This window comes from Sphingobium agri (assembly GCF_023051225.1).
Classification (GTDB): domain Bacteria; phylum Pseudomonadota; class Alphaproteobacteria; order Sphingomonadales; family Sphingomonadaceae; genus Sphingobium; species Sphingobium agri.
The window spans coordinates 147930-170698 of the sequence record NZ_JALKHS010000008.1 but is presented as its reverse complement, the minus strand read 5'-3'; the positions used below and the strand labels follow the sequence as shown (position 1 = coordinate 170698).

Below are 22769 nucleotides of genomic sequence, written 5' to 3'. Positions count from 1 at the left end.
TCCGCGTGAGCACAATCATTTCACGCTGAGAGGCGGAGCCACGGAGAGAAAGGGAAGTGCTTGCGGCGCTCATGCAGCGACCACCTCCGCATAGCCCTCGCGCTCTAGTTCCAGCGCGAGTTCGGGGCCGCCGGACTTCACGATCCGGCCGCCAGCCAGCACATGGACATAGTCCGGCTTCACATAGTCGAGCAGCCGCTGATAGTGGGTGATGAGCAGCACCGCCTTGTCCGGCTTGCGCATGATCGCGTTGATCCCTGCCCCCACGATCTTGAGCGCGTCGATGTCCAGGCCGGAGTCGGTTTCGTCCAGGATCGCCATTTTCGGATCGAGAATGCCCATCTGCACCATTTCGGCGCGCTTCTTCTCACCACCCGAAAATCCGACATTCACCGGGCGCTTCAGCATCTCCATGTCGAGCCCGAGCAGACCCGCCTTTTCCTTGGCGAGCTTGATGAACTCGCCCCCTGATAGCGGTTCCTGCCCGCGCGCCTTGCGCTGCGAATTCAGGCTCTCGCGCAGGAATTGCAGGTTGGATACGCCGGGGATTTCGACCGGATACTGGAAACCGAGGAACAGGCCTGCCGCGGCGCGTTCATGCGGCTCCATGCTGAACAAGTTCACACCGTCCAGCGAGGCAGCGCCGCCGGTCACTTCATAGCCCGGACGCCCGCCCAGCGTATAGGCCAGTGTCGACTTGCCCGCGCCGTTCGGCCCCATGATCGCATGGACCTCGCCCGCATTGATGGAGAGCGACAGACCTTTCAGGATCGCCTTGCCGTCGATCTCGTTGGCCAGATTTTCGATCGTCAGCATGCGTTATCCCTTATGCGCGCGCTGGAGCGTCCGCGCGGTCCAGAAGGCCATGTCCCGCACGTCGCCCGGCGCGGGGAACAGCGTGTCGATATGGCGCTTGATCGGCATATAGGGCCACCAGTCGGCCCCGGGTTCAGGCGAACCCTTTTCCAGCAGCCCGGTCACGAACTCCGTCACCGGACCCATGCGGGCGAGGTTCGGCGCCTTCGCCTTGTGGAAAGCCTTGTCGCTCTTCAGCTTTTCGGTGAAGGCGACGTCGCCCTTCTCCAGAGCCGCACGGCATTCGGCCTCATAGGCGTCGAGATCGCCGAAATCCTTGCGCGCGCGCGCTTCCAGTTCGCCGTCTTCCAACTCATAATCCTCGGTCAGGATGCGGATCGCGGCCGTCCATGACTGGCCATTGCCGACATCCTCCGCGAAATCGGCCAGGGCATCCTGAATATCGTCTTCGTCGCTCAAAGGTCTTGGTCCTCAACAAGGGAAAGCCCCTCCCCTTCAGGGGAGGGGTTGGGGTGGGGGCTCGCCCAACGATCCGGCGCCCGTTCCAGCGCGCGAAGGATGGTTTCGCAGACCCCATCGATATTGTGCATCACCTCCTGATCGGCGATGCGGATGATTCGGTAGCCCATCTCGCTCAGCACGGCGTCGCGCCGATCGTCGGATCCCGCCACATGCGTATCGCCATCCACTTCGACGATCAGCGCCTTTTGCGGGCAGAGGAAGTCAGCGACGTACGGGCCGATCACGGATTGACGGCGGAATTTGTAGCCACCGAGTTGCGTGCGGGTGAGTTTCGTCCACAGGCGCTTCTCTGGCTCCGTCGGTTCGCGGCGCATCTCGCGGGCGAAGCCTGCCAGTTCAGCGAGGCGTCCAGAGGATAGCCCCCACCCCCGGCCCCTCCCCTGAAGGGGAGGGGAGTTTGAGCGCTTCGCTTGGTCGAGAGGCGTCAAATCCCTCAACCGACCGAACCCTCCAGCGAAATCCCCAACAGCTTCTGCGCCTCCACTGCGAACTCCATCGGCAGCTGTTGCAGCACCTCGCGGGCGAAGCCGTTGACGATCAGGCCAACAGCCGCCTCCTGGTCCAGCCCCCGCTGCATCGCGTAGAACAGCTGATCATCGCTGATCTTGCTGGTCGTCGCTTCATGCTCGATCTGCGCGCTCGGGTTGCGCACCTCTATATAAGGCACGGTATGTGCGCCGCATTTGTCGCCGAGCAGCAGGCTGTCGCACTGGGTGAAGTTGCGCACGCCCTCCGCGCCCGGCGCTACGCGCACCAGCCCGCGATAGGTGTTGTTCGAACGGCCCGCGCTGATCCCCTTGGATACGATGGTCGATCGCGACCCCTTGCCATTGTGGATCATCTTCGTGCCGGTATCGGCCTGCTGCAAATTGTTGGTCAGCGCCACCGAGTAGAATTCGCCGACGCTGTTCTCGCCGTTCAGCACGCAGCTGGGATATTTCCAGGTGATGGCGGAGCCGGTCTCGACCTGGGTCCAGCTGACCTTGCTGTTCTTGCCCTGGCACAGCGCCCGCTTGGTCACGAAATTATAGATGCCGCCCTTGCCCTGCTCATCGCCCGGATACCAGTTCTGGACGGTGCTGTACTTGATCTCCGCATCGTCCAGCGCGACCAGTTCCACGACCGCCGCGTGCAGCTGGTTCTCGTCGCGCATCGGCGCGGTGCAGCCTTCGAGATAGCTTACATAGCTACCCTCGTCCGCGACGATCAGCGTGCGTTCGAACTGACCCGTATTCTCAGCATTGATGCGGAAATAGGTGGACAGCTCCATCGGGCAGCGCACGCCCTTGGGGATGTAGACGAAGGTGCCGTCGGAAAAGACAGCGCAGTTCAGTGTGGCAAAATAATTGTCATGCATCGGCACGACCTTGCCCAGCCACTTCTTTATCAGCTCGGGATATTCGCGCACCGCCTCGCTGATCGAGCGGAAGATGACGCCCGCTTCCTCCAGTTCCTTGCGGAACGTGGTGGCGACGGAAACGCTGTCGAAAACCGCATCCACCGCGACCTTGCGGCTGCTCTTGACGCCTGCCAGCACTTCCTGCTCGGCAATGGGGATGCCGAGCTTCTCATAGGTCGCGCGAATCTCGGGATCGAGTTCGTCGAGCGACTCCAGCTCCGCCTTCTTCTTCGGCTCGGCGTAATAATAGGCGTCCTGATAGTCGATCGGCGGGATGTTGAGCTTGGCCCAGTCGGGCGCTTCCATCTTCTGCCACATGGCAAAGGCCTTCAGCCGCCAGTCGAGCAGCCATTCCGGCTCCTTCTTCTTGGCGGAAATGAAGCGGACCGTGTCCTCATTCAGCCCTTTGGGCGCGAAGTCCTGCTCGATGGCGGATGACCAGCCATGTTCGTAGGCCGAGGCGCGCTCGGCAGCCTCATGCGCTTCCAGGTTGCGAATAGTGGTCGTCTCTTCGGTCATGCCATTTCTCGTGTCAAACTGGCGATTGTCACCCCGGCCAGTGCCGACCGGATCGCATTGTTCGCGACATTCATGTGCGGGCGTACGCGGCAACCCTGTTCCAGCGTGCAGTCGTGCGCGCCCTGTTCGGCGCAAGGGGTCATGGCAATGGGTCCTTCCACCGCCTCCACGACATCCACCAGCGTGATGGCCGCCGCAGGCCGCGCCAGCCGAACCCCGCCGCCGGTCCCGCGACTCGATTCGAGCAGCCCCGCAGCCGACAAGCGGCTCACCAGCTTCTGCGCTGTCGGCAGAGGAATGCCCGTTTCGCTGGCGAGCGTGGTCGCATTCATCTTAGCGCCACCGCAATGGCGGGCGGCGGCCGACATCAGCACCACGGCATAATCTGCGAAACTCGAAAGCCTCATCCTGGGCAAGCGTCCCGGTTGCGAACCATTCTCAAATCGGATCGAATCAATCCGATTGCGCATGTGGTCGCGCGGGCACGCGGAATCAAGCCATTTCTAAAGTGGCAGCCGCCTCAACTGAAACGGTTCAGCACGGCCACGTCCCCGCCCAGCGAGCGGCGCAACAGGGTAAGCTGGGCGACCGCCGTCGGCTCGGTCTGCAACTGATGCGGGGTCAAGCCGATGAAATGCTTGATCTCCCGGATGAAATGCGACTGGTCGTAGAAGCGGCCATCCTCGCACAATTCCTGCCAGCTATGTTGGTCGAGCGCGATACGCGCACTGCACCGCAGCGCCCGGTATTTGCGCGCCAGCAGCTTGGGCGGGCAACCATAATAGCGGTTGGTCATCCGGGCGAGCTGGCGCGGAGACAATCCGGTTTGCTCCACCAGCGCTTCGATCCGGGGCGATCCTTCCCCCATCAGCCAGTTGTCCACGGCTTCCAGCAGCCGCCAGCTTGTTTCCGGCAAAGGCCTAACCCATTGCGCCAGCACCGACCAGCAGCAGGCGGCGATCGCTTCGGGATCGTGCATGCCCTTAAGCCGGGTCAGCAGCGCGGCCATGGCGCCGTTTTTCTCCGCGCTCATGTCGCGCAGCCGGTCCGCGAGCAGGCTGGCATCGCCTCCGCCCAGGCTGACCCAGCCTGCGGGCAGGAGTGAGATGCCGACGACGCAGGCGGGGCCGTTCAGCTCGAACCGCGTCGCTCCCAAAGTGGGGCCGAGCAGGCAAATTTCCGGAGTCGCGGCCACCGTACCGTCATGGAAATGATAATCACCCGCCCCCGCGACCATGAAGCGCAACTGCGGAACATCCGCACGCGTCACGTCAAGGTAGCGGTCGGCGCTTTCGGTAAAGATGTAGACGGAGCCGAAATAGGCATGCAGCGGGTCAGGCGGAGCGAAATAGCGGAGTTTGACCGGCCCCTGCGCCGCTTCCACAGTATAGGAAAGCGACGGATCGCCACCCTTTTCCACTCTCTGTGGCATCCCCCCGGATGCGCTGTCGCGATGCGGCCCCATATTCACCCCACAGCTGTACTATGAAGCTTCTTTGCTGCTGCGCAAGAGAGATACTGAGGCAACGAAGGTTTTTTCCGAACCGGTTCGAAAAAAATGACCCGGCGTTTTTACACGCCGGGCCAGTAAAAGGTCTCGTAGCCATATGGCCAAGAGCCTTCGGGTCGCAGCACGGTCATAAATCCGAATCGGATCGGCTTGATTGGATGAATCGGACATTAAGGGCGCGAAAATGCGACCAATATGAATGATTTGGCAGCTAATTTACCCTTCGCAGCCAACTGTTGCGCCATTACCACAGCGACTCGACGGGGAAGATCGGCGATGGCATAGCGCGCCCATGTCCTACCGCCTCGTTCGCCCGCTGTTTTTCGCGCTTGATGCAGAGCGCGCGCATCATCTGTCTGTCGCGCTGCTGCGCATGATGCCATTCGCCGCTCCCCCAGCGCCTGACGCTGCCCTGACCCAGACCGTGGCAGGCATCAGCTTCCCCAACCCGGTCGGGCTGGCTGCGGGCTATGACAAGGAAGGGCTGGTCGCGCACAAGATGCATGCGCTGGGCTTCGGCTTTGCGGAGCTCGGGACGCTGACCCCCATGCCGCAGCCGGGCAATCCCCAGCCGCGCCTGTTCCGGTTGGTGGAAGATCGCGCCGTCATCAACCGCATGGGCTTCAACAATGGCGGCCTCGCTGCTGCGGCCGAGCGGGTGGCAAAGCGCCGGCGCCCGGCCGGTCAGGGTGCAGCGCCGGTGATCGGCATCAATATCGGCGCGAACAAGGACGCGGCCGATCGCATCGCGGACTATGTGACCGGCGTCACCTGCATGGCGCCGCTCGCCGACTATCTCACGGTCAACATTTCGTCGCCCAACACGCCGGGCCTGCGCGCGTTGCAGGACAGGGCGGCGCTGGACCAGCTGCTGGCGGCGGTAATGGCAGCGCGCGGCGCGGACCGCACCCCCATTTTCCTGAAGGTCGCCCCCGACCTTGAGCCAGCCGATGTCGAGGATATCGCCGCCGCCTGCCTTGACCATCAAGTCGATGCGCTGATCGTGTCCAACACCACCATTTCGCGCCCGCCGCTCCGCTCCGCCCATGCGGGGGAAAGCGGCGGATTGTCGGGTGCGCCTCTCACCGACCTGTCGCTTCAGCGGATCAGGGATTTTCGGCGGATATTGGGCAATCGCCTGCCCCTGATCGGCGTTGGCGGCATCGGCAATGCGGAACAGGCCTATGCCCGTCTTCGCGCGGGGGCGAGCCTGATCCAGCTGTACAGCGCGCTCGTCTATGAAGGGCCCTATCTCGCCAAACGCATCAATGCGGGACTGAAAAAGCTGATGGCGCGGGACGGCTTCACGCATATCAGCGATGTCGTCGGCATCGACAGCTGATCTTGACCTTTGATCTCAGGGGGTTGCGGCGGACCGGCTGGACGATAGTGTGCGGGGGATGACGCCTCGTCTCGCTGGCCTGCTGGCCCCCTTTGCCTTTGCTTTCCTCTACACTGCGCCGGCCGTGGCGCGCGAACCCGTTTCGCTCAATGCGACGGTTTCGGCTGCCGATCCACGCGCCGCGGCGGCGGGGCAGGACATCCTTCGGCAGGGCGGCAGCGCGACGGACGCCGCGATCGCCATGATGCTCGCGCTCAATGTCGTCGAGCCGCATAATAGCGGCATCGGCGGCGGCGGCTTCCTGATGCATCATGATGGCGAGACGGGAGTGCTTGAATCGATCGACGGGCGCGAGACCGCGCCTGCGGCGGCGCGGCCGGATCGCTTCATCGGGGCGGATGGCCAGCCGCTCGATTTCCGCTCCGCCTGGCCCGGCGGCTATTCGGTGGGCGTGCCGGGGAATGTGCGGCTCGCCTGGGAAGCGCATCGCAAATGGGGCAAGCTCTCCTGGGCAAGCCTGTTTGCGCCCGCAATCCGCCTTGCCGAAGAAGGGTTCGAAGTGCGCCAGCGTCTCGACACCGCGATGAAGGCCGTGGCGCCGATCTGGGCCGATTTCCCGGAAATACAGAAGTTCTTCTGGGTGGATGGCGCTCCTGCCCCGATCGGGACGACGCTCAGGAACCCGCCGCTTGCCGCCCTCTTCCGACGCATCGCGGCAGAAGGGCCTGACGCCTTCTACAAGGGGGAAACCGCGCGGGCGATCGCCGCCACTGTCACCAGCGCCCCCAAAAATCCCGTGCCGATGACGGAGGCCGACATTGGCGCCTATCAGGTGAAGGCGCGCAAGCCCGTCTGCGGCCCTTATCGCGGCTACAGCATTTGCGGCATGGGGCCGGCCTCTGCGGGCGGCATCACCGTGCTGCAGATATTGGGCATGGTCGAACGCTTTCCCCTCAAACAATGGGGTAAGGATGATCCGCGTTCCTGGCATGTCATCGGTGAAGCCATGCGCCTGGCTTATGCCGATCGGGACAAGTGGCTCGGCGATCCGGAATATGTGTCCGTGCCGATCGCCGGGCTGATCGATCCCGATTATCTCAGGAAGCGGTCGGCGCTCATTGCGCTTGGCCGGTCGCTCAACGACTATCGCCCCGGCACGCCGCCCGGCGCTGAAGCCCGCACCGCCGCCGCGCCGCAGCCGGAAAGCGGCACCAGCCATTTCGTCGCCATCGACCGCGACGGCGACATCGCCGCCTGGACGTCCACCATCGAAAGCTTCTTTGGCAGCCAGTTGATTGCCAACGGCGTCATCCTCAACAATGAACTGACCGACTTCAGCTTCACACCCGAGAAAAATGGCGCGCCGGTCGCCAACCGGGTGGAACCGGGCAAACGGCCCCTGTCCTCCATGTCCCCCACCATCGTTTATGACGGCAAGGGAACGCCTGTCTTCACCATCGGCGCGGCTGGCGGGCGGACGATCATCATGCAGGTGACAAAGGCGATCATCGCGCATTTCGACTGGGGCCTGTCAGCACAGGACTCGATCGCGCTAGGGCTGGAGTTCTTCGACGCCAAAGGCCTTGTGCTGGAGAAGGGGACGGCGCTGGAGGCAATGAAGGCGCCGCTGGAGGCCTGGGGCCACACGGTCACTATCGCACCGCTTGGCCTCAAGGCGAATGCGGCGGAACGCGGAACTGACGGGCGGTGGCAGGGCGCGGCTGACCCCAGAAGCCCCGGCGTGTCGCTCCAGGAATAGCCTTCCCCCGCTCAGTGAACAGCCCGCTCCCCCCCACGGGTTGTGGACGGAAACATCACCCCTTCAAATCCAGCCCCGCGACGTTGAACTCAAACGGAAAGCTCTTGTCCTTGGGGCCGATCACCAGATTGACCTTCAGCAGCTTGGTCCCCTTGATCGCCTGATCCGCCTTGGCTGCGGGCAGCACCTCTATGCCGTCCTTATTCTCCGTCATCCGCCCGCGCCATTCATGGCTCTTGCCGTCGTCGGTCACGGCGGTCACGCGGCAGTCGGACAGGTCGCAGCTGAAGGGCGCGCCCACCAGCTTCACCGTCACCTGCGCGCCGCCTTCCGCCATCGGCTGGACCAGCAGCACCGAGAAAGTGTCTTGCGCCGTCATGGTCTGCACGCTGTTGGCGCTGCCGATATAAGCGACCTTGGGCTTGCCCGCCTGCCCGCCTTCATATTTCCATTGCTGGCCGATCTGCTCGCGCTGCGTCGGCCCTTCTTTCTCACCGCCAGAGCAGCCCGCCAGCATGCCGATAGCCGCCAGCATCCACAGGCTTCGCATCGCGCATCTCCTCTTCATCCGTTCCGATCACGGAAGGAGAACGCCGGGACGTCAGCAGGTTTCCTTATGTCAGCTGTAGCGTTCCGCCGTCTGCCGGATCAGCGCGATCATGTTGGGGATGCCCTGTGTCCGGTTGGAGCTGAGCTGATTCTTGAGGTCGAAGGGCGCCAGATCGCCTTCGATCTCGGCCGCCGCGATTTCCGCTGGCAGCTGGTCCTGCACCGTCAGCAGGACGAGCGCGATGATCCCCTTGGTGATCGCGGCATTGCTGTCGGCGAGGAAATGGAGGCGGCCATCATCGCGCACGGTGGGATAGACCCACACCGCCGCCGAACAGCCCCGCACCAGCGTCGCATCGGTCTTGAGCGCATCGGGCATCGGTTCCAGCGCGCGGCCAAGGTCGATCAGCAGCCGATAGCGGTCATCGGCATCAAGAAATTCATATTCTTCCTGAAGATCGGCAAGGGCGGGCGCTTTGGTCATAGCCCGCATATAGGCAGAAAAGTGGCCCGCGAAAGCCGCTTTTCCTCACGTCATGGATCAACGCCCGCCGCGATCGCCTCCAGCTTGCGGATGCGCTCCTTGAGGTCCGCCATCTCGATCCGCGTGCTTCCCATGGCTGCAACGCCCTCCACGGGACGGCCAAGCTCCGCGCGCTTGAGCGCCAGCCACCCGTCCCATCCGCGCAGCGCCGCCCCCGCGACGATCAGCAGCCCCAGCAGGCTTCCCATTACCATGGTCAGCGTGAAAGCCATGTCCTGCATATGACCCTCCGACGCTCCGTTCAGCGCAGGCTTTCGATCTCGTCCGCAAGCCTTTTGTTGCGGCTGGTGTAGAAAGTCTCGATGTCGGCCAGCCGCCGGTCGATGTCGCGGAACTTCGACCGCACATCGCGCGCCGACCGCGCGGGATTGGTGCGCACGCCCTGCCAGAATTTCTCATCGTCCCGATCGGCATAAAGGCCAAGCGGCTTGTTCTCGCCAAAATAGGCGACGGCGAAATAGGCGATCAGCGACCAGGGGAAGGCCCCCATCAGCGTCACCAATACCGCGCCGACGCGCACCCACGTCACGTCGATGCCGGTATAATCGGCGATGCCCGCGCATACGCCCATCCATTTGCCATTCTGCTTGTCGAGGTAGAATTTGGTACGGCGCGCAGCCATGTCAGTTCCTCCTGTCGAGGTTCGGGCGATCGAAATCATAGCTATCGTCGGGCGCGGGGCGCGCCGGACGGAAATCGGGATTGTCGGCGGCGACGATCCGCTCGACGGTCTGCAACCGGTCCTCCAGCCGCCGGGCGAGCAGGTGCAGCTCATCGAGCAGCCGCTCATCCTCGTCGGTGATCTTGGGCGCCTGCTTCCACTTGGTCGTATAGTGCAGGATCAGCCAGGGCATGCCTATGAACAGCATGCCGCAGATCATGATCGGCAGAAACACATCCTCCATGCGTCACACTCCCTGTTCGTCTGGCGGGTTCAGGCGGGCCGGTTCATGCTGGCCTTGAGCGCCGCGAGTTCGGCGTCGACCTTGTCGGCGGATTGCAATTCGGCAATCTCCTCCTCCAGCGTCTTGGGCTGCTGGCCAAGGTTGAAGGCTTCCGCCCGCCCTTCTGCCAGGTCCGCCCGCCGTTCGAGCATGTCGAAACGGGCAAAGGCCTCGTTCACCTTTTCACCGGCATAGGCTTCGCGCATCCGCAGCCGGTTCTGCGCGCTTTCCATCCGGCTGACCAGGCTGTTCTGCCGGTTGCGCGCCTCGCTCAGCTTGGCCTGAAGCTTGGCGATATCCTCTTCGGACGCTTTCAGCGCCTCGTCCAGCAGCTCGATTTCCGCCCCAAGCTTTTCCGCCATGTCCGCCGCCTTCTGCTTTTCGACCAGCGCGGCCTTGGCCAGATCCTCGCGATCCTTGCTCAAGGCCAGCTGCGCCTTTTCGGTCCAGCTGTCCTGCAGGCCCCGAAGCTTGCCGATATGACGACGCATCTCTTTCTGGTCGGCGATGGTCCGCGCGGCAGACGCGCGCACTTCGACCAGCGTCTCCTCCATTTCCAGGATGATCATGCGGATCATCTTGGCTGGGTCCTCGGCCCGGTCGAGCAGGTCGGTGACATTGGCGGCGATGATGTCGCGCGTGCGAGAAAAAATACCCATCGGAACTGCGATCCTTCCGTTCAAGCGGCTTTGCCCCTCCTTTGCAGGAGCCGTGCCAGATCGATCCCGCCGCATTTTTCGGAGATTCCAGAATCATCACGGCGAAGATCATTGCCAAATAATGGTAATTTTCGCCATATGTTAGGAATGGAGCGCAACACGCAATTCGTTGGCCAGTCCCTCGCCTTCCTGGACGCGGTGGAGCAAGCAGGCCGCGCAGCCGAACTCAACCGCCCCGTGCTGGTCGTCGGCGAACGCGGCACCGGCAAGGAACTGGTAGCCGAGCGGCTCCACCGCCTCTCACCCCGTTGGGGCGAGCCGCTGATCGTGATGAATTGTGCCGCGCTGCCGGAAACATTGATCGAAGCTGAGCTGTTCGGCCATGAACAGGGCGCATTCACAGGCGCCACCCGATCGCGCGCAGGCCGGTTCGAGGAGGCCGATGGCGGGACGCTGTTCCTCGATGAACTGGCGACCCTATCCATGGCGGCGCAGGAACGGCTGCTGCGCGTCATCGAATATGGCGAAGTCACCCGCATCGGCGCGTCGCGGCCGATGACGGTGGATGTCCGGATCATCGCCGCCACCAACGAAGATCTGCCCGGACTCGCCGAAGCACGCCGCTTCCGCCCCGATCTGCTGGACCGGCTGAGCTTCGAGGTCATCACCCTCCCGCCGCTCCGCGCCCGCGACGGCGACGTGGCCGTCCTTGCCGATCATTTCGGCAGGCGCATGGCGGCTGAATTGGGATGGCCGCAATGGCCCGGCTTCTCCACGGACTGCCTGAGCGCGCTGGAAGCACATGCATGGCCCGGCAATGTCCGCGAACTGCGCAACGTCGTGGAGCGCGCCGTATACCGCTGGAATGAGCCAAGTCGCGCCGTCGCGCAGATCGTCTTCGATCCCTTCGCCTCACCCTGGCAGCCGCAACCGCCGGCAAAAGCGGGCGAGGACCCCCAACCCGCCCCCGTGCCCAGCCTCGCCCCCGTCAGCAATCTGCGCGCCGCCGTGGACGCACATGAAGCCGCCATCGTGCAAGCGGCGCTGGAGCGCCACCGCTACAACCAGCGCGCCACCGCCAAGGCGCTTGGCCTCAGCTATGACCAGCTGCGCCACTGCATGCGGAAGCATCGCCTGGGGGCAGACTGAAACCCCCTTGCCACCCTCCCCGCTCAGCGGGTCGGCACAGGCTCCGCCCCGGAATAGTCGTAAAAGCCCTTGCCGGTCTTCCGCCCCAGCCAGCCAGCCTCGACATATTTGACCAGCAGCGGCGCGGGGCGATATTTGGAATCGCCAGTGGTCGACCGCAGCACGTTCAGCACCTCAAGGCAGGTGTCGAGCCCTACAAAGTCCGCCAGCGTCAGCGGCCCCATAGGATGGTTGAGCCCCAGCCGCACGCCCATGTCGATGTCGCGAATGTTCGCGACCCCCTCGCCCAGGGCGAAGATCGCTTCATTGATCATCGGCAACAGGATGCGGTTGACCACGAAACCGGGGGAGTCGAACGCCTGCACGACATTCTTGCCGAGGCTGGCGGCAAAGGCCTCCACGGTGGCCACCGTATCATCCGAGGTCGCAAGGCCCCGTATCAATTCGATCAGCGCCATGACCTGGACAGGGTTGAAGAAGTGGATGCCGACGAACAGCGCCGGATCGGGAACCACCTGCGCCAGCCGGGTGATGGGGATGGAGGATGTATTGCTCGCCAGGATCGTGCCGGGCGTGATCACCGCGCCGACATTGGTAAAGATCGTGCGCTTGATATCTTCCCGTTCGGTCGCCGCCTCGATGACCAGCTGCGCACCGGCCAAGGGAGCCAGATCGCCGCTCGGGCGGATGCGGGCGAAGGCGGCTTCGGACTCTTCCGGGGTCAGCTTGCCCTTCTCCACGGCCCGGCCGAGCTGCTTGGAAATGCCCTGAAGTCCCTTTTGCGCGCGCGCCAGATCGACGTCGCACAGGATCACGTCATAGCCAGCCTGCGCGCTGACCTGCGCTATCCCGGCGCCCATCTGACCAGCGCCGATGACGCCAACGGTCTGAATGTCGGTCATGCCAAAATGTCCTTGCATAAATCAATTTGCCGCCCACTAGCGCCATGGCAAGCAGGGGGCCAGCGCTTTTGAACATCATCACAACAGGCGCCGTGTTAATCAGGGCTTAGCGTGATCCCTTTGTGGGATGGATTGCCCCGGCTGCCCGGCAGGACGCGCACGCTTCTTTCATTTCCGCCTTTGCCTGCCGCCTGCTTGATGGTTAAAAGGCCGCGCATGTCCGTTACAGCGCCCATGCCCGAGCCGGCGGCCGGAAGGTTCATCGCCGCCGTGCATCATTATCCCGTGCGCGTCTATTTTGAGGATACGGACCTGTCTGGCGTCGTCTATCACGCCAATTACCTGCGCTACATGGAACGCGCGCGATCCGACATGCTGCGGGTCGCGGGAATCAATCAGCGCGCCGCGCAGGAAGATGGAACCGGCGTCTATGCCGTGACCAGCCTGCACATCGATTACAAGCGCCCGGCCCGGCTCGACGATGATCTGATGGTGGAAAGCCGCGTAACCGCAATCCGCCCTGTCGCCTGCACCATTCATCAAAGAGTCAGGCGCGGCGATGAAATACTGACGGACGGCGAAGTCTCGGTCGCCTTCCTTAACGATCAGGGCCGCCCGACGCGGCAACCAAAGCCCTGGACCGACATTTTCAGCCGTTTGATGAGAGGGGAAGACATCAACTCATGAGCCTTTCGATGCCTGACGTTGGCGCAGCGGTGGGCGCTGCCACCCAAGCCGCGACCATTTCGCCGCTGGCCCTGTTCCTTCAGGCGGACATCGTCGTGAAGCTGGTGATGCTGGGGCTGTTGCTCGCCAGCATCTGGACCTGGGCGATGATCATCGGCTTCAGCTTCACGCTGCGCAAGGCGAGCCGCCAGAGCAGCGCCTTCGAAGCCGACTTCTGGAAAGCGGAGGACATCGACCGCTTCTACGAAGCACGCGGGAAGGCCGATTTTCCTGCTGCCAAAGTGATGGCAGCGGGCGTCACCGAATGGCGCCGGTCGACCGCGCAAAAGGTGATCGACCGCGACGGCACGCGCGACCGGCTGGCCACATCCATGTCCAGCATGATCGCGGCCGAGGTCGATCGCCTGTCCGACCGGCTCAACATCTTGGCAACGATCGGCTCGGTCGCGCCCTTCGTCGGCCTGTTCGGCACCGTCTGGGGCATCATGCGCGCCTTCACCGCCATCGCGAAGGAACAGAATAGTTCGCTTGCCGTGGTCGCGCCCGGCATCGCCGAAGCGCTGTTCGCCACCGCCATCGGCCTGTTCGCGGCGATCCCGGCCGTCATCGCCTACAATCGCTTCAGCCATGGCATCAACCGCATGGAATCCAAGCTGACCCGCTTTGCTGACGGCTTTTATTCGACGCTGAGCCGGGAGCTGGAGGCGCAGCGGTGATGACGGCAGCACAAGTCAACCCGACCATTTTCGTCATGCCAGCGACCCGAAGGGCGGCGTTAGCCAACGCTGGCATCTCATGCCTCACCCTCCGCCCTATCCGGCCTGCGATCCCAGCTTTCGCTGGGATGACGAATTTGGCGGAGATTGCGTAAATGGCAATGTCCGGCCCCCCATCCCATCGCCGTGGCCGTGGCCGCGCGCCGATGGCGGACATCAACGTCACGCCCTTGGTGGACGTCATGCTGGTGCTGCTCATCATCTTCATGGTGACTGCCCCGCTGCTCGTCACGGGCGTGCCGGTGAACCTGCCCGAAACCCGCGCCAAGGGCCTTGATCAGGACGACAAGCCAGCCGTGGTCTCGATCGATCGCGACGGCGGCCTCTATATTGACGAGACGCAGATCAGCGACGCGGAATTGCCCGACCGTCTGGCGGAGATCGTTTCCGCCAATGCGGGCAAGGCCGAGCCGCCTCAGATATTCCTGCGCGCCGACACCGGGCTGGACTATGGCCGGGTGATGCGCGTGATGGGCGAACTCAACCGCGCCGGTCTGAACAAGGTCGCGCTGGTCAGCACCGGCGGCGACGAAGCCGCCGCCAGCGGCGGTTCGGAATAGGGCCATAGGGACTTAACGAATGGAACGCGCGGAGAAGATCGGCCTTGGCGTCGCGACGGCGGGACATGTCCTGCTGTTCGGCCTGCTGTCCGCCGGATTCTTGGCCACGCCCAATCCGCTCAAGCTGAACTCCCCGCCGATGGACGTCAGCCTGGTGGATGAAGCGGCGCTCCAATCGACCGCGCCGCAAATCTCGACCCAGCCGCCCCCGCCCAGCGTCGCGCCGGAAGAAGGACCGACCGAGGACGCGGCCCCTGCGCCCGTTCCAGAGCCCGCGCCTGTTCCCGAGCCAGAGCCTTCACCCGCGCCGCCGCCGCCAAAGCCTGCTCCACCCAAGAAGGTGGAGAAGCCTGCTCCTGCCAAGCCCGAACCCGCTCCGGCGAAGAAGGACGTGGCCAAGGCCAAGCCAAAGCCCAAGCCCGCGCCCGAAAAGCCAGCGGCCAAGCCCACGCCAGCCAAGGCGAAGCCCGCCGCCGCCGCTAAGCCCGTCCCAGCCAAGTCGGCGCAAAAGCCTGCTGCCAAGGCGAAACCTGATGCCCCGGCCCGCGCATCCGGTCAGGGCAAGGCGGAAAAGCCCAAGGGTTCGCTACTCGGCAAGGACTTCCTGAAGGGCATCGACACCGAAGCCGACGCCCCGCGCAAGGCCGCGCCGCCGCCCGCCGCGGCGATGGGCCCCGCGCAAAAGGCCGCGCTCGACCGCTTGATCGGGGACCAGATATACCGGCACCTGAAGCTCCCTTCCGGCGCGGATGTCGAGCAGCTGGTGGCATTCCTGGAGGTGAAGATCGACCGCAACGGCCGGGTGATCGGCAGGCCCGAAGTCATCGACGTGCAGGGCCAGACCGCCAGCAACAAGCCGCAGGTCTCCATCTACAAGGAACGCGCCGTGCAAGCGGTTATGCAGGCTTCCCCTTTCCAGGGGCTGCCGGACGAATATTATGAACAATGGAAATGGCTCAAACCGTTGAGAGTCTACGCAAGGAAAGCGCGATGAGAAGCTTTGGAATAACCGCACTGCTCGCCCTTTGCGCAGCCTTTGCCAGCCCTGCGATGGCGCAGCTGTCGGTCGATGTGACGGGCGAGATCGACAGCAACCTCAAGATCGTCGTGCCCGCCCTGCCGCCGCAGGCCGAAGTATCGACGCCCGCTGGCTCGTCATCCGAACTTGGCCGCAAGATCGCCGAAGTGATCGCCACGGACCTCAAGGGATCGGGCCTGTTCGATCCATCCGGCCCGGCCGGCATTCCCGCCATCGGCTTCCCGGAAGTCACCAATCCCGCTTATGACAAATGGGGCGCTTACCAGGCGCTGGTGCAGGGCTTCGTCCGCACCACTGGCGGGGAAGCGGACATCACGGTCGGCTGCTATCTCTACGACGTCGCGTTGAAGCAGGAACTGACCCGCCAGGGCTATGTCGTTGCCCCGCGCGACTGGCGCCGCGCCGCGCATAAATGCGCCGACGCCATCTATGCCCGCCTGTCGGGCGAAAGCCCCTTCTTCGACAGCCGCATCGCCTATATCGCGGAGAGCGGCCCCAAGGGGAACCGCACCAAGCGCCTCGCCATCATGGATAGCGATGGCGCCAACCACCGCTTCATCACCAACGGCCAGTCGATCGCGCTCACCCCGCGCTTTTCGCCCGACTACAAGTCGATCGTCTATGTAAGCTATATCGGCAGCCGGGTGCGCATTTATGTCTATGACATCGGCACCGGTCGTCAGCGGCTCGTCACCGAAAGCAACAATGCGACCTTCGCGCCGCGCTGGTCGCCCGACGGCCGCAACATCCTCTTTTCGATGGCGGTCGCGGGCAATACCGACATCTACCGCGTCTCGGCGCAGGGCGGCCAACCCGTCCGCCTCACCACCGCGCCGGGCATCGACGTCGGCGGCAGCTATTCGCCCGACGGCACCCGCATCGTGTTCGAAAGCGACCGTTCGGGCAGCCAGCAAATCTATGTCATGAACGCCGATGGTTCGGGCCAGCGCCGCATCAGCCATGGCGGCGGCCGCTATGCGACGCCAGAATGGAGCCCGCGCGGCGACCTCATCGCCTTCACCAAGATCAGCGGCGACTTCAAGATCGCCGTCATGACGCCGGATGGTGGCAATGAACGCATCCTCACCAATGGCTGGCAGGATGAGCAGCCCACCTGGTCGCCCAACGGCCGCGTCCTGCAATATTTCCGCACCACCGCCGGGCGCGAAGGCACCAGCCAGGTCTGGCAAGTCGACCTGACCGGCGTCAACGAACGCCGCATCCCCACGCCGCTGAGCGGTTCAGACCCCGCCTGGGGTCCGCTGCTCCCCTGATCGGGAACAACATCGTCGCGCAGACGTAACGACCCTATGCTCTTCAAGGAGACCCCTGATGAAACTCAACCGCCCCCTCCTCATCGCCGTCTCGGTCCTGGCGCTCGCCGCCTGTGGCAAGAAAGCGCCCAAGGATTTGCCGCCCCCGCCCGCGACTGACAGCAGCGCGCAGACCGGGACCGGCACGGGCACCGGCACGGGCGCCCCGGTCAAGGGCAGCCAGGAAGATTTCGTCGCCTCCGTCTCGTCCGACCGCATCTTCTTCGACACCGATCAATATGATGTCGACGCGCAGGACCAACAGACGCTGCAAAGCCAAGCCGCCTGGCTCCAGCAGAACCCCAATGTCCGCGTCACGATCGAAGGCCATGCCGACGAGCGCGGCACCCGCGACTATAATATCGCGCTGGGCGACCGCCGCGCCAACGCCGCGAAAAACTATCTCGCCTCGCTCGGCATCGACCCCAGCCGCATCAACACCGTGAGCTATGGCAAGGAACGCCCCGCCGCGCTCGGTTCGGACGAATCCGCCTGGGCACAGAACCGCCGCGCGGTGACGGTCACTGTCCAATATTGAGGCCATCGGTCCCTCAACAGCTACGGGAAAGCCCGCCGGTCACAGCATCGGCGGGCTTTTTCATGCCCCTCACCTCCAGCCGCCACCCAGCGCCAGAAATACCGCCACCTGATCCTGCACCAACTGCACTCGCGCCGCAGCAGCCGCCGCTTCCGCGCTCGCCAGGCTCCGTTGCGCGTCGAGCAGCGACAGGAAGTCCCCGCGCCCGAAGCGGAACAGCTTGCCCGCCTGCCCTGCCGACACCGCCGCGCTAGCCCGTGCCCGTTCCAGCGCCGCCGCCCGCTGCGTATCCCGCCGATAGGTTTCCATCGCCGTTTCCGCCTGCCGCAGCGCCTCCAGCACCACCGCATCGAAGGAGGCGATGCTGCCCTGCACCCGCGCATCGGCCTGCGCGATCCTGGCCCGCACCACTGGACGGTTGGGGAAGCTCCAGCTAAGGATCGGCCCAAGGCTGATCCCCAGCGCGGTGCCGGACCCCAAAGTTTCCAGCGGCCCGGACAGGCCGACCGACCCACCAATCCGCACCTGCGGGTAAAGGTCCGCCATCGCGACCCCCAGCCGCGCCGTGTCGCCCGCGATCGTCCGCTCCGCCTGCCTGATGTCGGGCCGCCGCCGGATCAGCCCCGCACCATCGCCCACCGGCAAAGCGCCGCCCAGCACCGGCAGGACAGCGCAGCCCTCCACCTCACGCGGGTAGTCGGCAGGCGGCCGCCCCAGCAATGCTGCCAGCAGATAAAGCCCCACCTGCCGCTGCGCTTCGAAAGCGGGCAGGTTCGCCGCGCTTGCTTCAACCGCCGCCTGCGCGCGGCTGACGTCGAACGCCGTTCCTCGTCCACCCCGGAACAGCCGCCCCGTCGCGTCCAGCGTCTGCCGCTGCAGGCCGACCACCTGCCGGTTGACGGCCAGCGAATAATTGGCCGCGCACACCTGCGCATAGGCCCGCGCCGTCGCCGCAGCGACGCTCACCCGCAAATAGTCGCGCGCCGCCACCATCGCCTCCAGGTCAGCCGTGCTCGCTTCGATCGCCCGCCTGATCCGACCGTTGAGGTCGAGCGGATAGGATGCGCTCAGCCCCAGGTCATAGCCCACGACACCCGGCAGACTTTCAGCCGTTCCCGAAGGCCGCGCCAGCGTCGCGCCGCCGCTCAACGCCGTGCTGACCGACCGCCCGGCTTCCGCCTCGCGCAACACGGCATGGGCTGCATTCACATTCGCTTCGGCCCGGCGAAGGTCGGCATTGGCGATCAGCGCCTGCTCGACCAGACCATCCAGCTGCGGATCATTGTAAAGCCGCCACCAGTGATCGGGCAGATCGGCATTGCTGAACACGGTCCCTTGCGCGGACTGGAAGCTCCCTTGCGCCGCTGGAGCCGTGGCGACGTCATGTTCGGGCGGGCGATAATCGGGGCCAGCGGTCGAACAAGCGGTGAGCGCCAAAGCCGCCCCGAGTGGCCAGACACCCCCTCTCCCCCGTTCGCCCTGAGCTTGTCGAGGGGTCTTCCTTCCCGTCAGGTAAAAGAAGCGCTTCGACATTCGCACGAGATGAGCGGCTCGTTCAAAAAGCCCGAACGCAGATGAGTATGAATTACTGATATCGCCCTCACGCATGGCGGCAGCTCCCCGCCCGATCCTTCTCCACGGGTTCCACCGTCACCGTCGCCGTACGCCCAGCGATCAGGCGCACGCTGGCCGGCACCTTGTCGAGCTTCACCCGCACCGGAATGCGCTGCGCCAACCGCACCCAGGAAAAGGTCGGCTGCACCGTCGGCAGCAAATTGCCCGAATCACTGCGCGTCGTGTCGTTGATGCCATAGGCGATGCTCTCCACCCGCCCATGCAGGTCCGCCGCTTCGCCCATCAGCCGAACTGTCACCGGCGCGCCGACGCACACCAGCGGCAGCTTGGTCTCCTCGAAATAGCCCTCCACCCGCAAACTGTCGCGATCCACCAGCGCCATGGCCTGCTTGCCCGCCGCCACATAGTCGCCGACATGCAGGTCGAGGTTGGTCACAACGCCGTTTACCGATGCCGTCACCTGAGTGCGTTTCAGATTGAGCGCGGCGGCATCGCGGCTGCTCATCGCCTGCGCAAGCGCCGCGTCAGCCGTGGCAACCCGCGCGACATTCTGCTCATGCGCCTCCGCCGCCACCAGATCGCCCAGCGCCAGATCGCGCTTCGCCTCCCGCCGCGCCTGCCCCAGCGTCGCCCTTGCGCTCGCTACCTGCGCATCGGCCTGTTGCAACGCGAGTGCATAGCGGGGCCGATCGATCACGAACAGCAGATCGCCCGCCTTCACTTCCTGATTGTCCCGCACCGCGACGGACGTGACCAGCCCGCCAATGTCCGGCGTCACCCGCACCACATCGGCGCGCACCCGCCCGTCGCGCGTCCACGGGCTTCGCTCATAATGGTTCCACATGGCGATGGCGGCGATGACAGCCAGGGCGACGATGATGATGGTGGCGGCGCTGCGCGCCAGCCCGCTCGACAGACGGTTCATGGACGAATCCCAAGGAAGGGGAGAAGGAGGCTAAGGCCGCCCAGCACCAGGACGAAGATGCTGAGGTCGACGATCGCCCGATAGGCAAGGAAACGGTAGAGCCCGAAGGCGCCTATCAGCCGCGTGACGCCCCAGCTGATGACCAGCGCCATCACGCCCAGCAGCAGCAGGGTCGGCATGAACACCCCACCCAGGGCGATCTCGCCTGTCATGCCGCCATCCTCCGATAGGGTGGCCCTTCTGGAAACAGGTTCCGCCTCAGGCTGACGAGCGCCAGCACGCCTTGCCTGCGCACCGCCGCGCTCTCATTGTCCGACAACGCGTCCACGGCATGGTCAATCCCGGTCAGCAGCGCCGGTTCGGCAGGCTGTGGCGCGTCCGGGTCCAGCCCGCGATAATGGCGGGCGACGCCCGACAGCACCTCCGCCAGCGGCTGCCCCTCTTGCGCCGGCAATGTCAGCCGCAATTGCCGCAATTCGCCGATGGCGACGCCGGTGCGCAGATCCCGCAGCGCATGGAACAGCAGGTCGCCTCCGTCCCGCCGCGCGGTCGCCAGCCGTGGCGCCAGCAGGGCGATGCGGTCGAGCATCCGGTTTACCCAGCCGCGCACATCGGGCGTGGTCATCATCGTGCTGCGCGTGGCCAGGTCGGTCCATGTGGCGCGGATCGTTCGCCGGATGGCATTTTCGACCCCCGCCGACTGCAACAGCCCGGCCATGATGATCGCGAACCAGACCCCTACCAGCTGCGCGATCGTGCCATTCAGGAACGCCGCGAACTCGCCGACATAGCGATCGGCGATCAGCGCGGGACTCCCGAGCCCGAGCAGCACCGGCAGGGCGATACCGGAAAAGCGCGGCGATGCCAGCATTGCGCCGAGCGCCAGCAGCATCGGCGCGAAGGCGGCGGCCAGCATCGGAAAGCCGTCCAGCCGGGGCAGGATCGCATAGCCATAGACCGCCGCCAGTGCAGAGGCGATCAGGGTGCCCATCATGAAACCCTTGATCGGCGCGGCGGGATTGTCCGACCCGGCGAACAGCGCCAGGAAAACGCCCGCCAGCATGACCGCCGTGCTGCCGTCGGTCCAGCCGCTGCCGATCCACAGCGCGCAGCCGGTGATGATGGTGACGAAGGCGCCGAACGCGCCTCGCGCGGCACCGGCCACGTCCCTGTGCAGCTCACGGCTGCGCCTTCCCTCCAACAGTTCGGCCACGCGGGGCGTCACCGGTTCCCGGCTGTGGACGGCCATCTGTTCATACAGGTCCCGGCAGTCGCGATGCGCGGCGATCAGCGTGGCGAGCCGCGCGAACAGGCTCATCCGCATCATCTCGCCCCAATCCATGTCGCGCCGGGCCGCCGGTTCCATCGCGGCGCAACGGTCGATCAGCGCCTGCGCCGCCGCGCTGCGCTCGGGCCGGTCCTCGCCCGGCGCGGCGAGCCAATCCCGCACATCGGCGATCAGCGCCTGCGTTTCGGGCGGCACCACGCCGCCGCTCGCGCTTTTCAGCGCCGCCAGCCTGTCCTCGACCGCCGCGCCAAGGGGCAGTAATTGGGCCAGTTCATCCTGCAAGGCGCGCACTGTCCGCACGCGCGGCGCAAGGCGCGACGTGTCGAACGGCAAGTGGATCGACAGCTGGTGCAGTTCGCTGATGTCCTGCGCCAGCCTGCGCCGCTCATCCTCCAGCCCCTCGACGGGATGGATGGCGATGGCGTCATGCGACCATCGCTCGGCATCGGCCAGCATCGCCTTCACCCGCGCGAGCAGGACGTTGCTGACCGATCCGGGAAATATGACGCTATGCACCAGGCTCGCGCTGGCGATGCCGATCATGATCTCCTGCACGCGCAGGCTCGCCACGGTGAAGATCGTATCCGGCGCATCGACGCTGGGAAAGACGATGAGGCAGGCGGTATAACCCGCCAGAACGAACATATAGGCCCGCGGGGTGCGGTCGAGCAGCGACACGAAGACGCAGAGCGCCAGCCACGACGCCATCGCCAGCGACAGCAGTTCCGGCGCGTTGACGAGCGGCGGCACGATCGCGACCGCGAACGCGCCGCCGGCCATGGTGCCGATCACCCGGAACAATCCCTTCGAGACCACGGCGCCCGCCATGGGCTGGGCCACGATATAGGATGTCAGGAACGCCCAATAGGGCCGCTCCAGCCCGATGCTGAGTGCAACGAACAAGGCCAACATGCTGGCCCCGAAACATTTCAGGGAAAAAAGCGCCGCGGGCCAGCCGAAGCGCGCGCTCATGCCTGTTGGCGGCGCTCGGCGATGCGGCGACCGAGCAGCTCCATAAGGTTTACGGTGATCTCGATCGCGGCGTCCGGCACGCCGTCGAGCAGTTCGCGGCGCAGATTGTCGAGCCGTTCTTCGATCCGGCCCGCCAGTTCTTTGCCGGTAGGAGTGAGGGCAATACGGTTCGATCGCTTGTCGTCGGGGTTGGGAACCCGCTCCACCAAGGACATCGCCTCCAACTGATCGAGTGTACGTACCAGCGACGGTTGGGTAATCCCCAACTGTTCAGCCAGGTCCGCCTGCCGCGCCTCCGGCTCCATCCTGGACAGATGGACCAGGCACCAGCCCGCGCTGTTTGACACACGAAACTCCGCCAGCGCCTCATCCGCCAACATGCGCCAGTTGCGCGCCACCTGCGGCATTTTGTGCGCCAGCACCCGCTTCATTTCCGATCTCGACATGGCGCTTAGATAGCTAACTAATACCCCTGTTCAAGT

Annotated in this window: 27 protein-coding genes; 9 read left to right on the top strand and 18 right to left on the bottom strand. The window is 64.7% G+C overall.

Annotated features, from left to right (window positions below; translation table 11 throughout):
- Positions 1-69: 69 nt before the first annotated feature.
- The 6 genes from sufC to MU848_RS11965 all read right to left on the bottom strand — a co-directional run bounded on the left by sufC (position 70) and on the right by MU848_RS11965 (position 4721).
- Complete coding sequence (gene sufC, locus MU848_RS11990) at positions 70-816, bottom strand: Fe-S cluster assembly ATPase SufC (protein ID WP_097090654.1); 747 nt, start codon at positions 814-816, stop codon at positions 70-72.
- 3 nt (positions 817-819) lie between these two features.
- A complete protein-coding gene (locus tag MU848_RS11985; protein WP_097090653.1) occupies positions 820-1275 on the bottom strand; it encodes a hypothetical protein in 456 nt (151 codons plus the stop codon).
- Positions 1272-1673 carry an endonuclease domain-containing protein gene (locus MU848_RS11980; protein ID WP_281494432.1) on the bottom strand — a complete coding sequence of 134 codons (402 nt, stop codon included), beginning with the start codon at positions 1671-1673 and terminating at the stop codon, positions 1272-1274. Before MU848_RS11980 ends, MU848_RS11985 begins: the two co-directional genes overlap by 4 nt.
- A gap of 98 nt (positions 1674-1771) precedes the next feature.
- Positions 1772-3256 carry a Fe-S cluster assembly protein SufB gene (gene sufB, locus MU848_RS11975; protein ID WP_247232349.1) on the bottom strand — a complete coding sequence of 495 codons (1485 nt, stop codon included), beginning with the start codon at positions 3254-3256 and terminating at the stop codon, positions 1772-1774.
- A complete protein-coding gene (locus MU848_RS11970; RefSeq protein WP_247232347.1) occupies positions 3253-3663 on the bottom strand; it encodes an RrF2 family transcriptional regulator in 411 nt (136 codons plus the stop codon). The genes sufB and MU848_RS11970 overlap by 4 nt, the downstream gene beginning before the upstream one ends.
- 113 nt (positions 3664-3776) lie before the next feature.
- A complete protein-coding gene (locus MU848_RS11965) occupies positions 3777-4721 on the bottom strand; it encodes a helix-turn-helix domain-containing protein (protein WP_380800753.1) in 945 nt (314 codons plus the stop codon).
- Between the two features lie 337 nt (positions 4722-5058).
- On the opposite strand from MU848_RS11965, the gene MU848_RS11960 reads away from it, so the two are divergent.
- On the top strand, positions 5059-6108 hold the full coding sequence (locus MU848_RS11960; protein WP_247232345.1) for a quinone-dependent dihydroorotate dehydrogenase: 1050 nt from the start codon (positions 5059-5061) through the stop codon (positions 6106-6108).
- 58 nt (positions 6109-6166) lie between these two features.
- On the top strand, positions 6167-7867 hold the full coding sequence (ggt, locus tag MU848_RS11955; protein ID WP_247232338.1) for a gamma-glutamyltransferase: 1701 nt from the start codon (positions 6167-6169) through the stop codon (positions 7865-7867).
- A gap of 55 nt (positions 7868-7922) precedes the next feature.
- Here the strand turns inward: ggt and MU848_RS11950 are convergent, their stop codons facing one another.
- From MU848_RS11950 to pspA, 6 genes are all read right to left on the bottom strand, one after another.
- Complete coding sequence (locus MU848_RS11950) at positions 7923-8417, bottom strand: hypothetical protein (protein ID WP_097090649.1); 495 nt, start codon at positions 8415-8417, stop codon at positions 7923-7925.
- A gap of 69 nt (positions 8418-8486) precedes the next feature.
- On the bottom strand, positions 8487-8900 hold the full coding sequence (locus tag MU848_RS11945) for a SufE family protein (protein WP_097090648.1): 414 nt from the start codon (positions 8898-8900) through the stop codon (positions 8487-8489).
- Positions 8901-8950: 50 nt separating this feature from the next.
- Positions 8951-9181: a hypothetical protein gene (locus tag MU848_RS11940; protein ID WP_097090647.1), complete on the bottom strand. Its 231-nt coding sequence runs from the start codon at positions 9179-9181 to the stop codon at positions 8951-8953.
- A gap of 20 nt (positions 9182-9201) precedes the next feature.
- Complete coding sequence (pspC, locus tag MU848_RS11935) at positions 9202-9582, bottom strand: envelope stress response membrane protein PspC (protein ID WP_097090646.1); 381 nt, start codon at positions 9580-9582, stop codon at positions 9202-9204.
- A 1-nt stretch (position 9583) separates the two neighbouring features.
- Entirely contained in the window at positions 9584-9865 is a 282-nt protein-coding gene (gene pspB, locus MU848_RS11930; RefSeq protein ID WP_201515344.1) for an envelope stress response membrane protein PspB, read from the bottom strand.
- Between the two features lie 29 nt (positions 9866-9894).
- Complete coding sequence (gene pspA / locus MU848_RS11925; protein ID WP_247232336.1) at positions 9895-10563, bottom strand: phage shock protein PspA; 669 nt, start codon at positions 10561-10563, stop codon at positions 9895-9897.
- Between the two features lie 147 nt (positions 10564-10710).
- Here pspA and pspF point away from each other — a divergent pair, with 147 nt between their 5' ends.
- Complete coding sequence (gene pspF / locus MU848_RS11920) at positions 10711-11712, top strand: phage shock protein operon transcriptional activator (RefSeq protein ID WP_247232321.1); 1002 nt, start codon at positions 10711-10713, stop codon at positions 11710-11712.
- Between the two features lie 23 nt (positions 11713-11735).
- Here pspF and MU848_RS11915 read toward each other — a convergent pair whose 3' ends face one another.
- Positions 11736-12614 (bottom strand): 3-hydroxyacyl-CoA dehydrogenase NAD-binding domain-containing protein, encoded by an 879-nt coding sequence (locus MU848_RS11915; protein WP_247232318.1) that lies wholly within the window; start codon positions 12612-12614, stop codon positions 11736-11738.
- Positions 12615-12830: 216 nt separating this feature from the next.
- Between MU848_RS11915 and ybgC the strand changes: the two genes are divergently transcribed.
- From ybgC to pal, 6 genes are all read left to right on the top strand, one after another.
- Complete coding sequence (gene ybgC, locus MU848_RS11910; RefSeq protein ID WP_281494422.1) at positions 12831-13301, top strand: tol-pal system-associated acyl-CoA thioesterase; 471 nt, start codon at positions 12831-12833, stop codon at positions 13299-13301.
- Positions 13298-14017 (top strand): protein TolQ, encoded by a 720-nt coding sequence (gene tolQ / locus MU848_RS11905; protein ID WP_201515347.1) that lies wholly within the window; start codon positions 13298-13300, stop codon positions 14015-14017. Before ybgC ends, tolQ begins: the two co-directional genes overlap by 4 nt.
- Positions 14018-14172: 155 nt before the next feature.
- On the top strand, positions 14173-14637 hold the full coding sequence (tolR, locus tag MU848_RS11900) for a protein TolR (protein WP_201515348.1): 465 nt from the start codon (positions 14173-14175) through the stop codon (positions 14635-14637).
- Between the two features lie 19 nt (positions 14638-14656).
- Complete coding sequence (locus tag MU848_RS11895; protein WP_097090639.1) at positions 14657-15631, top strand: cell envelope biogenesis protein TolA; 975 nt, start codon at positions 14657-14659, stop codon at positions 15629-15631.
- Entirely contained in the window at positions 15628-16950 is a 1323-nt protein-coding gene (gene tolB / locus MU848_RS11890) for a Tol-Pal system beta propeller repeat protein TolB (protein WP_097090638.1), read from the top strand. The genes MU848_RS11895 and tolB overlap by 4 nt, the downstream gene beginning before the upstream one ends.
- Before the next feature lie 58 nt (positions 16951-17008).
- Positions 17009-17527: a peptidoglycan-associated lipoprotein Pal gene (gene pal, locus MU848_RS11885; RefSeq protein WP_201515351.1), complete on the top strand. Its 519-nt coding sequence runs from the start codon at positions 17009-17011 to the stop codon at positions 17525-17527.
- Between the two features lie 69 nt (positions 17528-17596).
- On the opposite strand, the gene MU848_RS11880 is transcribed toward pal, so the two are convergent.
- From MU848_RS11880 to MU848_RS11860, 5 genes are all read right to left on the bottom strand, one after another.
- On the bottom strand, positions 17597-19060 hold the full coding sequence (locus MU848_RS11880; RefSeq protein ID WP_247232311.1) for an efflux transporter outer membrane subunit: 1464 nt from the start codon (positions 19058-19060) through the stop codon (positions 17597-17599).
- A gap of 67 nt (positions 19061-19127) precedes the next feature.
- Positions 19128-20027 carry an efflux RND transporter periplasmic adaptor subunit gene (locus MU848_RS11875; RefSeq protein ID WP_097090635.1) on the bottom strand — a complete coding sequence of 300 codons (900 nt, stop codon included), beginning with the start codon at positions 20025-20027 and terminating at the stop codon, positions 19128-19130.
- A complete protein-coding gene (locus MU848_RS11870; protein WP_097090634.1) occupies positions 20024-20239 on the bottom strand; it encodes a DUF1656 domain-containing protein in 216 nt (71 codons plus the stop codon). The genes MU848_RS11875 and MU848_RS11870 overlap by 4 nt, the downstream gene beginning before the upstream one ends.
- Complete coding sequence (locus tag MU848_RS11865; RefSeq protein WP_247232309.1) at positions 20236-22287, bottom strand: FUSC family protein; 2052 nt, start codon at positions 22285-22287, stop codon at positions 20236-20238. Before MU848_RS11865 ends, MU848_RS11870 begins: the two co-directional genes overlap by 4 nt.
- Positions 22284-22733, bottom strand: coding sequence for a MarR family transcriptional regulator (locus tag MU848_RS11860; protein ID WP_247232307.1), 450 nt, complete (start codon positions 22731-22733; stop codon positions 22284-22286). The genes MU848_RS11865 and MU848_RS11860 overlap by 4 nt, the downstream gene beginning before the upstream one ends.
- Between the last annotated feature and the right edge of the window lie 36 nt (positions 22734-22769).

Excerpts from the sequence above, each read along its gene's own strand:
- sufC (WP_097090654.1), bottom strand. The coding sequence starts at position 816 with ATGCTGACGATCGAAAATCTGGCCAACGAGATCGACGGCAAGGCGATC.
- sufB (WP_247232349.1), bottom strand. The coding sequence starts at position 3,256 with ATGACCGAAGAGACGACCACTATTCGCAACCTGGAAGCGCATGAGGCT.
- MU848_RS11970 (WP_247232347.1), bottom strand. The coding sequence starts at position 3,663 with ATGAGGCTTTCGAGTTTCGCAGATTATGCCGTGGTGCTGATGTCGGCC.
- MU848_RS11965 (WP_380800753.1), bottom strand. The coding sequence starts at position 4,721 with ATGGGGCCGCATCGCGACAGCGCATCCGGGGGGATGCCACAGAGAGTG.
- MU848_RS11960 (WP_247232345.1), top strand. The coding sequence starts at position 5,059 with ATGTCCTACCGCCTCGTTCGCCCGCTGTTTTTCGCGCTTGATGCAGAG.
- ggt (WP_247232338.1), top strand. The coding sequence starts at position 6,167 with ATGACGCCTCGTCTCGCTGGCCTGCTGGCCCCCTTTGCCTTTGCTTTC.
- MU848_RS11950 (WP_097090649.1), bottom strand. The coding sequence starts at position 8,417 with ATGCGAAGCCTGTGGATGCTGGCGGCTATCGGCATGCTGGCGGGCTGC.
- MU848_RS11945 (WP_097090648.1), bottom strand. The coding sequence starts at position 8,900 with ATGACCAAAGCGCCCGCCCTTGCCGATCTTCAGGAAGAATATGAATTT.
- MU848_RS11940 (WP_097090647.1), bottom strand. The coding sequence starts at position 9,181 with ATGCAGGACATGGCTTTCACGCTGACCATGGTAATGGGAAGCCTGCTG.
- pspC (WP_097090646.1), bottom strand. The coding sequence starts at position 9,582 with ATGGCTGCGCGCCGTACCAAATTCTACCTCGACAAGCAGAATGGCAAA.
- pspB (WP_201515344.1), bottom strand. The coding sequence starts at position 9,865 with ATGGAGGATGTGTTTCTGCCGATCATGATCTGCGGCATGCTGTTCATA.
- pspA (WP_247232336.1), bottom strand. The coding sequence starts at position 10,563 with ATGGGTATTTTTTCTCGCACGCGCGACATCATCGCCGCCAATGTCACC.
- pspF (WP_247232321.1), top strand. The coding sequence starts at position 10,711 with ATGGAGCGCAACACGCAATTCGTTGGCCAGTCCCTCGCCTTCCTGGAC.
- MU848_RS11915 (WP_247232318.1), bottom strand. The coding sequence starts at position 12,614 with ATGACCGACATTCAGACCGTTGGCGTCATCGGCGCTGGTCAGATGGGC.
- ybgC (WP_281494422.1), top strand. The coding sequence starts at position 12,831 with ATGTCCGTTACAGCGCCCATGCCCGAGCCGGCGGCCGGAAGGTTCATC.
- tolQ (WP_201515347.1), top strand. The coding sequence starts at position 13,298 with ATGAGCCTTTCGATGCCTGACGTTGGCGCAGCGGTGGGCGCTGCCACC.
- tolR (WP_201515348.1), top strand. The coding sequence starts at position 14,173 with ATGGCAATGTCCGGCCCCCCATCCCATCGCCGTGGCCGTGGCCGCGCG.
- MU848_RS11895 (WP_097090639.1), top strand. The coding sequence starts at position 14,657 with ATGGAACGCGCGGAGAAGATCGGCCTTGGCGTCGCGACGGCGGGACAT.
- tolB (WP_097090638.1), top strand. The coding sequence starts at position 15,628 with ATGAGAAGCTTTGGAATAACCGCACTGCTCGCCCTTTGCGCAGCCTTT.
- pal (WP_201515351.1), top strand. The coding sequence starts at position 17,009 with ATGAAACTCAACCGCCCCCTCCTCATCGCCGTCTCGGTCCTGGCGCTC.
- MU848_RS11880 (WP_247232311.1), bottom strand. The coding sequence starts at position 19,060 with ATGTCGAAGCGCTTCTTTTACCTGACGGGAAGGAAGACCCCTCGACAA.
- MU848_RS11875 (WP_097090635.1), bottom strand. The coding sequence starts at position 20,027 with ATGAACCGTCTGTCGAGCGGGCTGGCGCGCAGCGCCGCCACCATCATC.
- MU848_RS11870 (WP_097090634.1), bottom strand. The coding sequence starts at position 20,239 with ATGACAGGCGAGATCGCCCTGGGTGGGGTGTTCATGCCGACCCTGCTG.
- MU848_RS11865 (WP_247232309.1), bottom strand. The coding sequence starts at position 22,287 with ATGAGCGCGCGCTTCGGCTGGCCCGCGGCGCTTTTTTCCCTGAAATGT.
- MU848_RS11860 (WP_247232307.1), bottom strand. The coding sequence starts at position 22,733 with ATGTCGAGATCGGAAATGAAGCGGGTGCTGGCGCACAAAATGCCGCAG.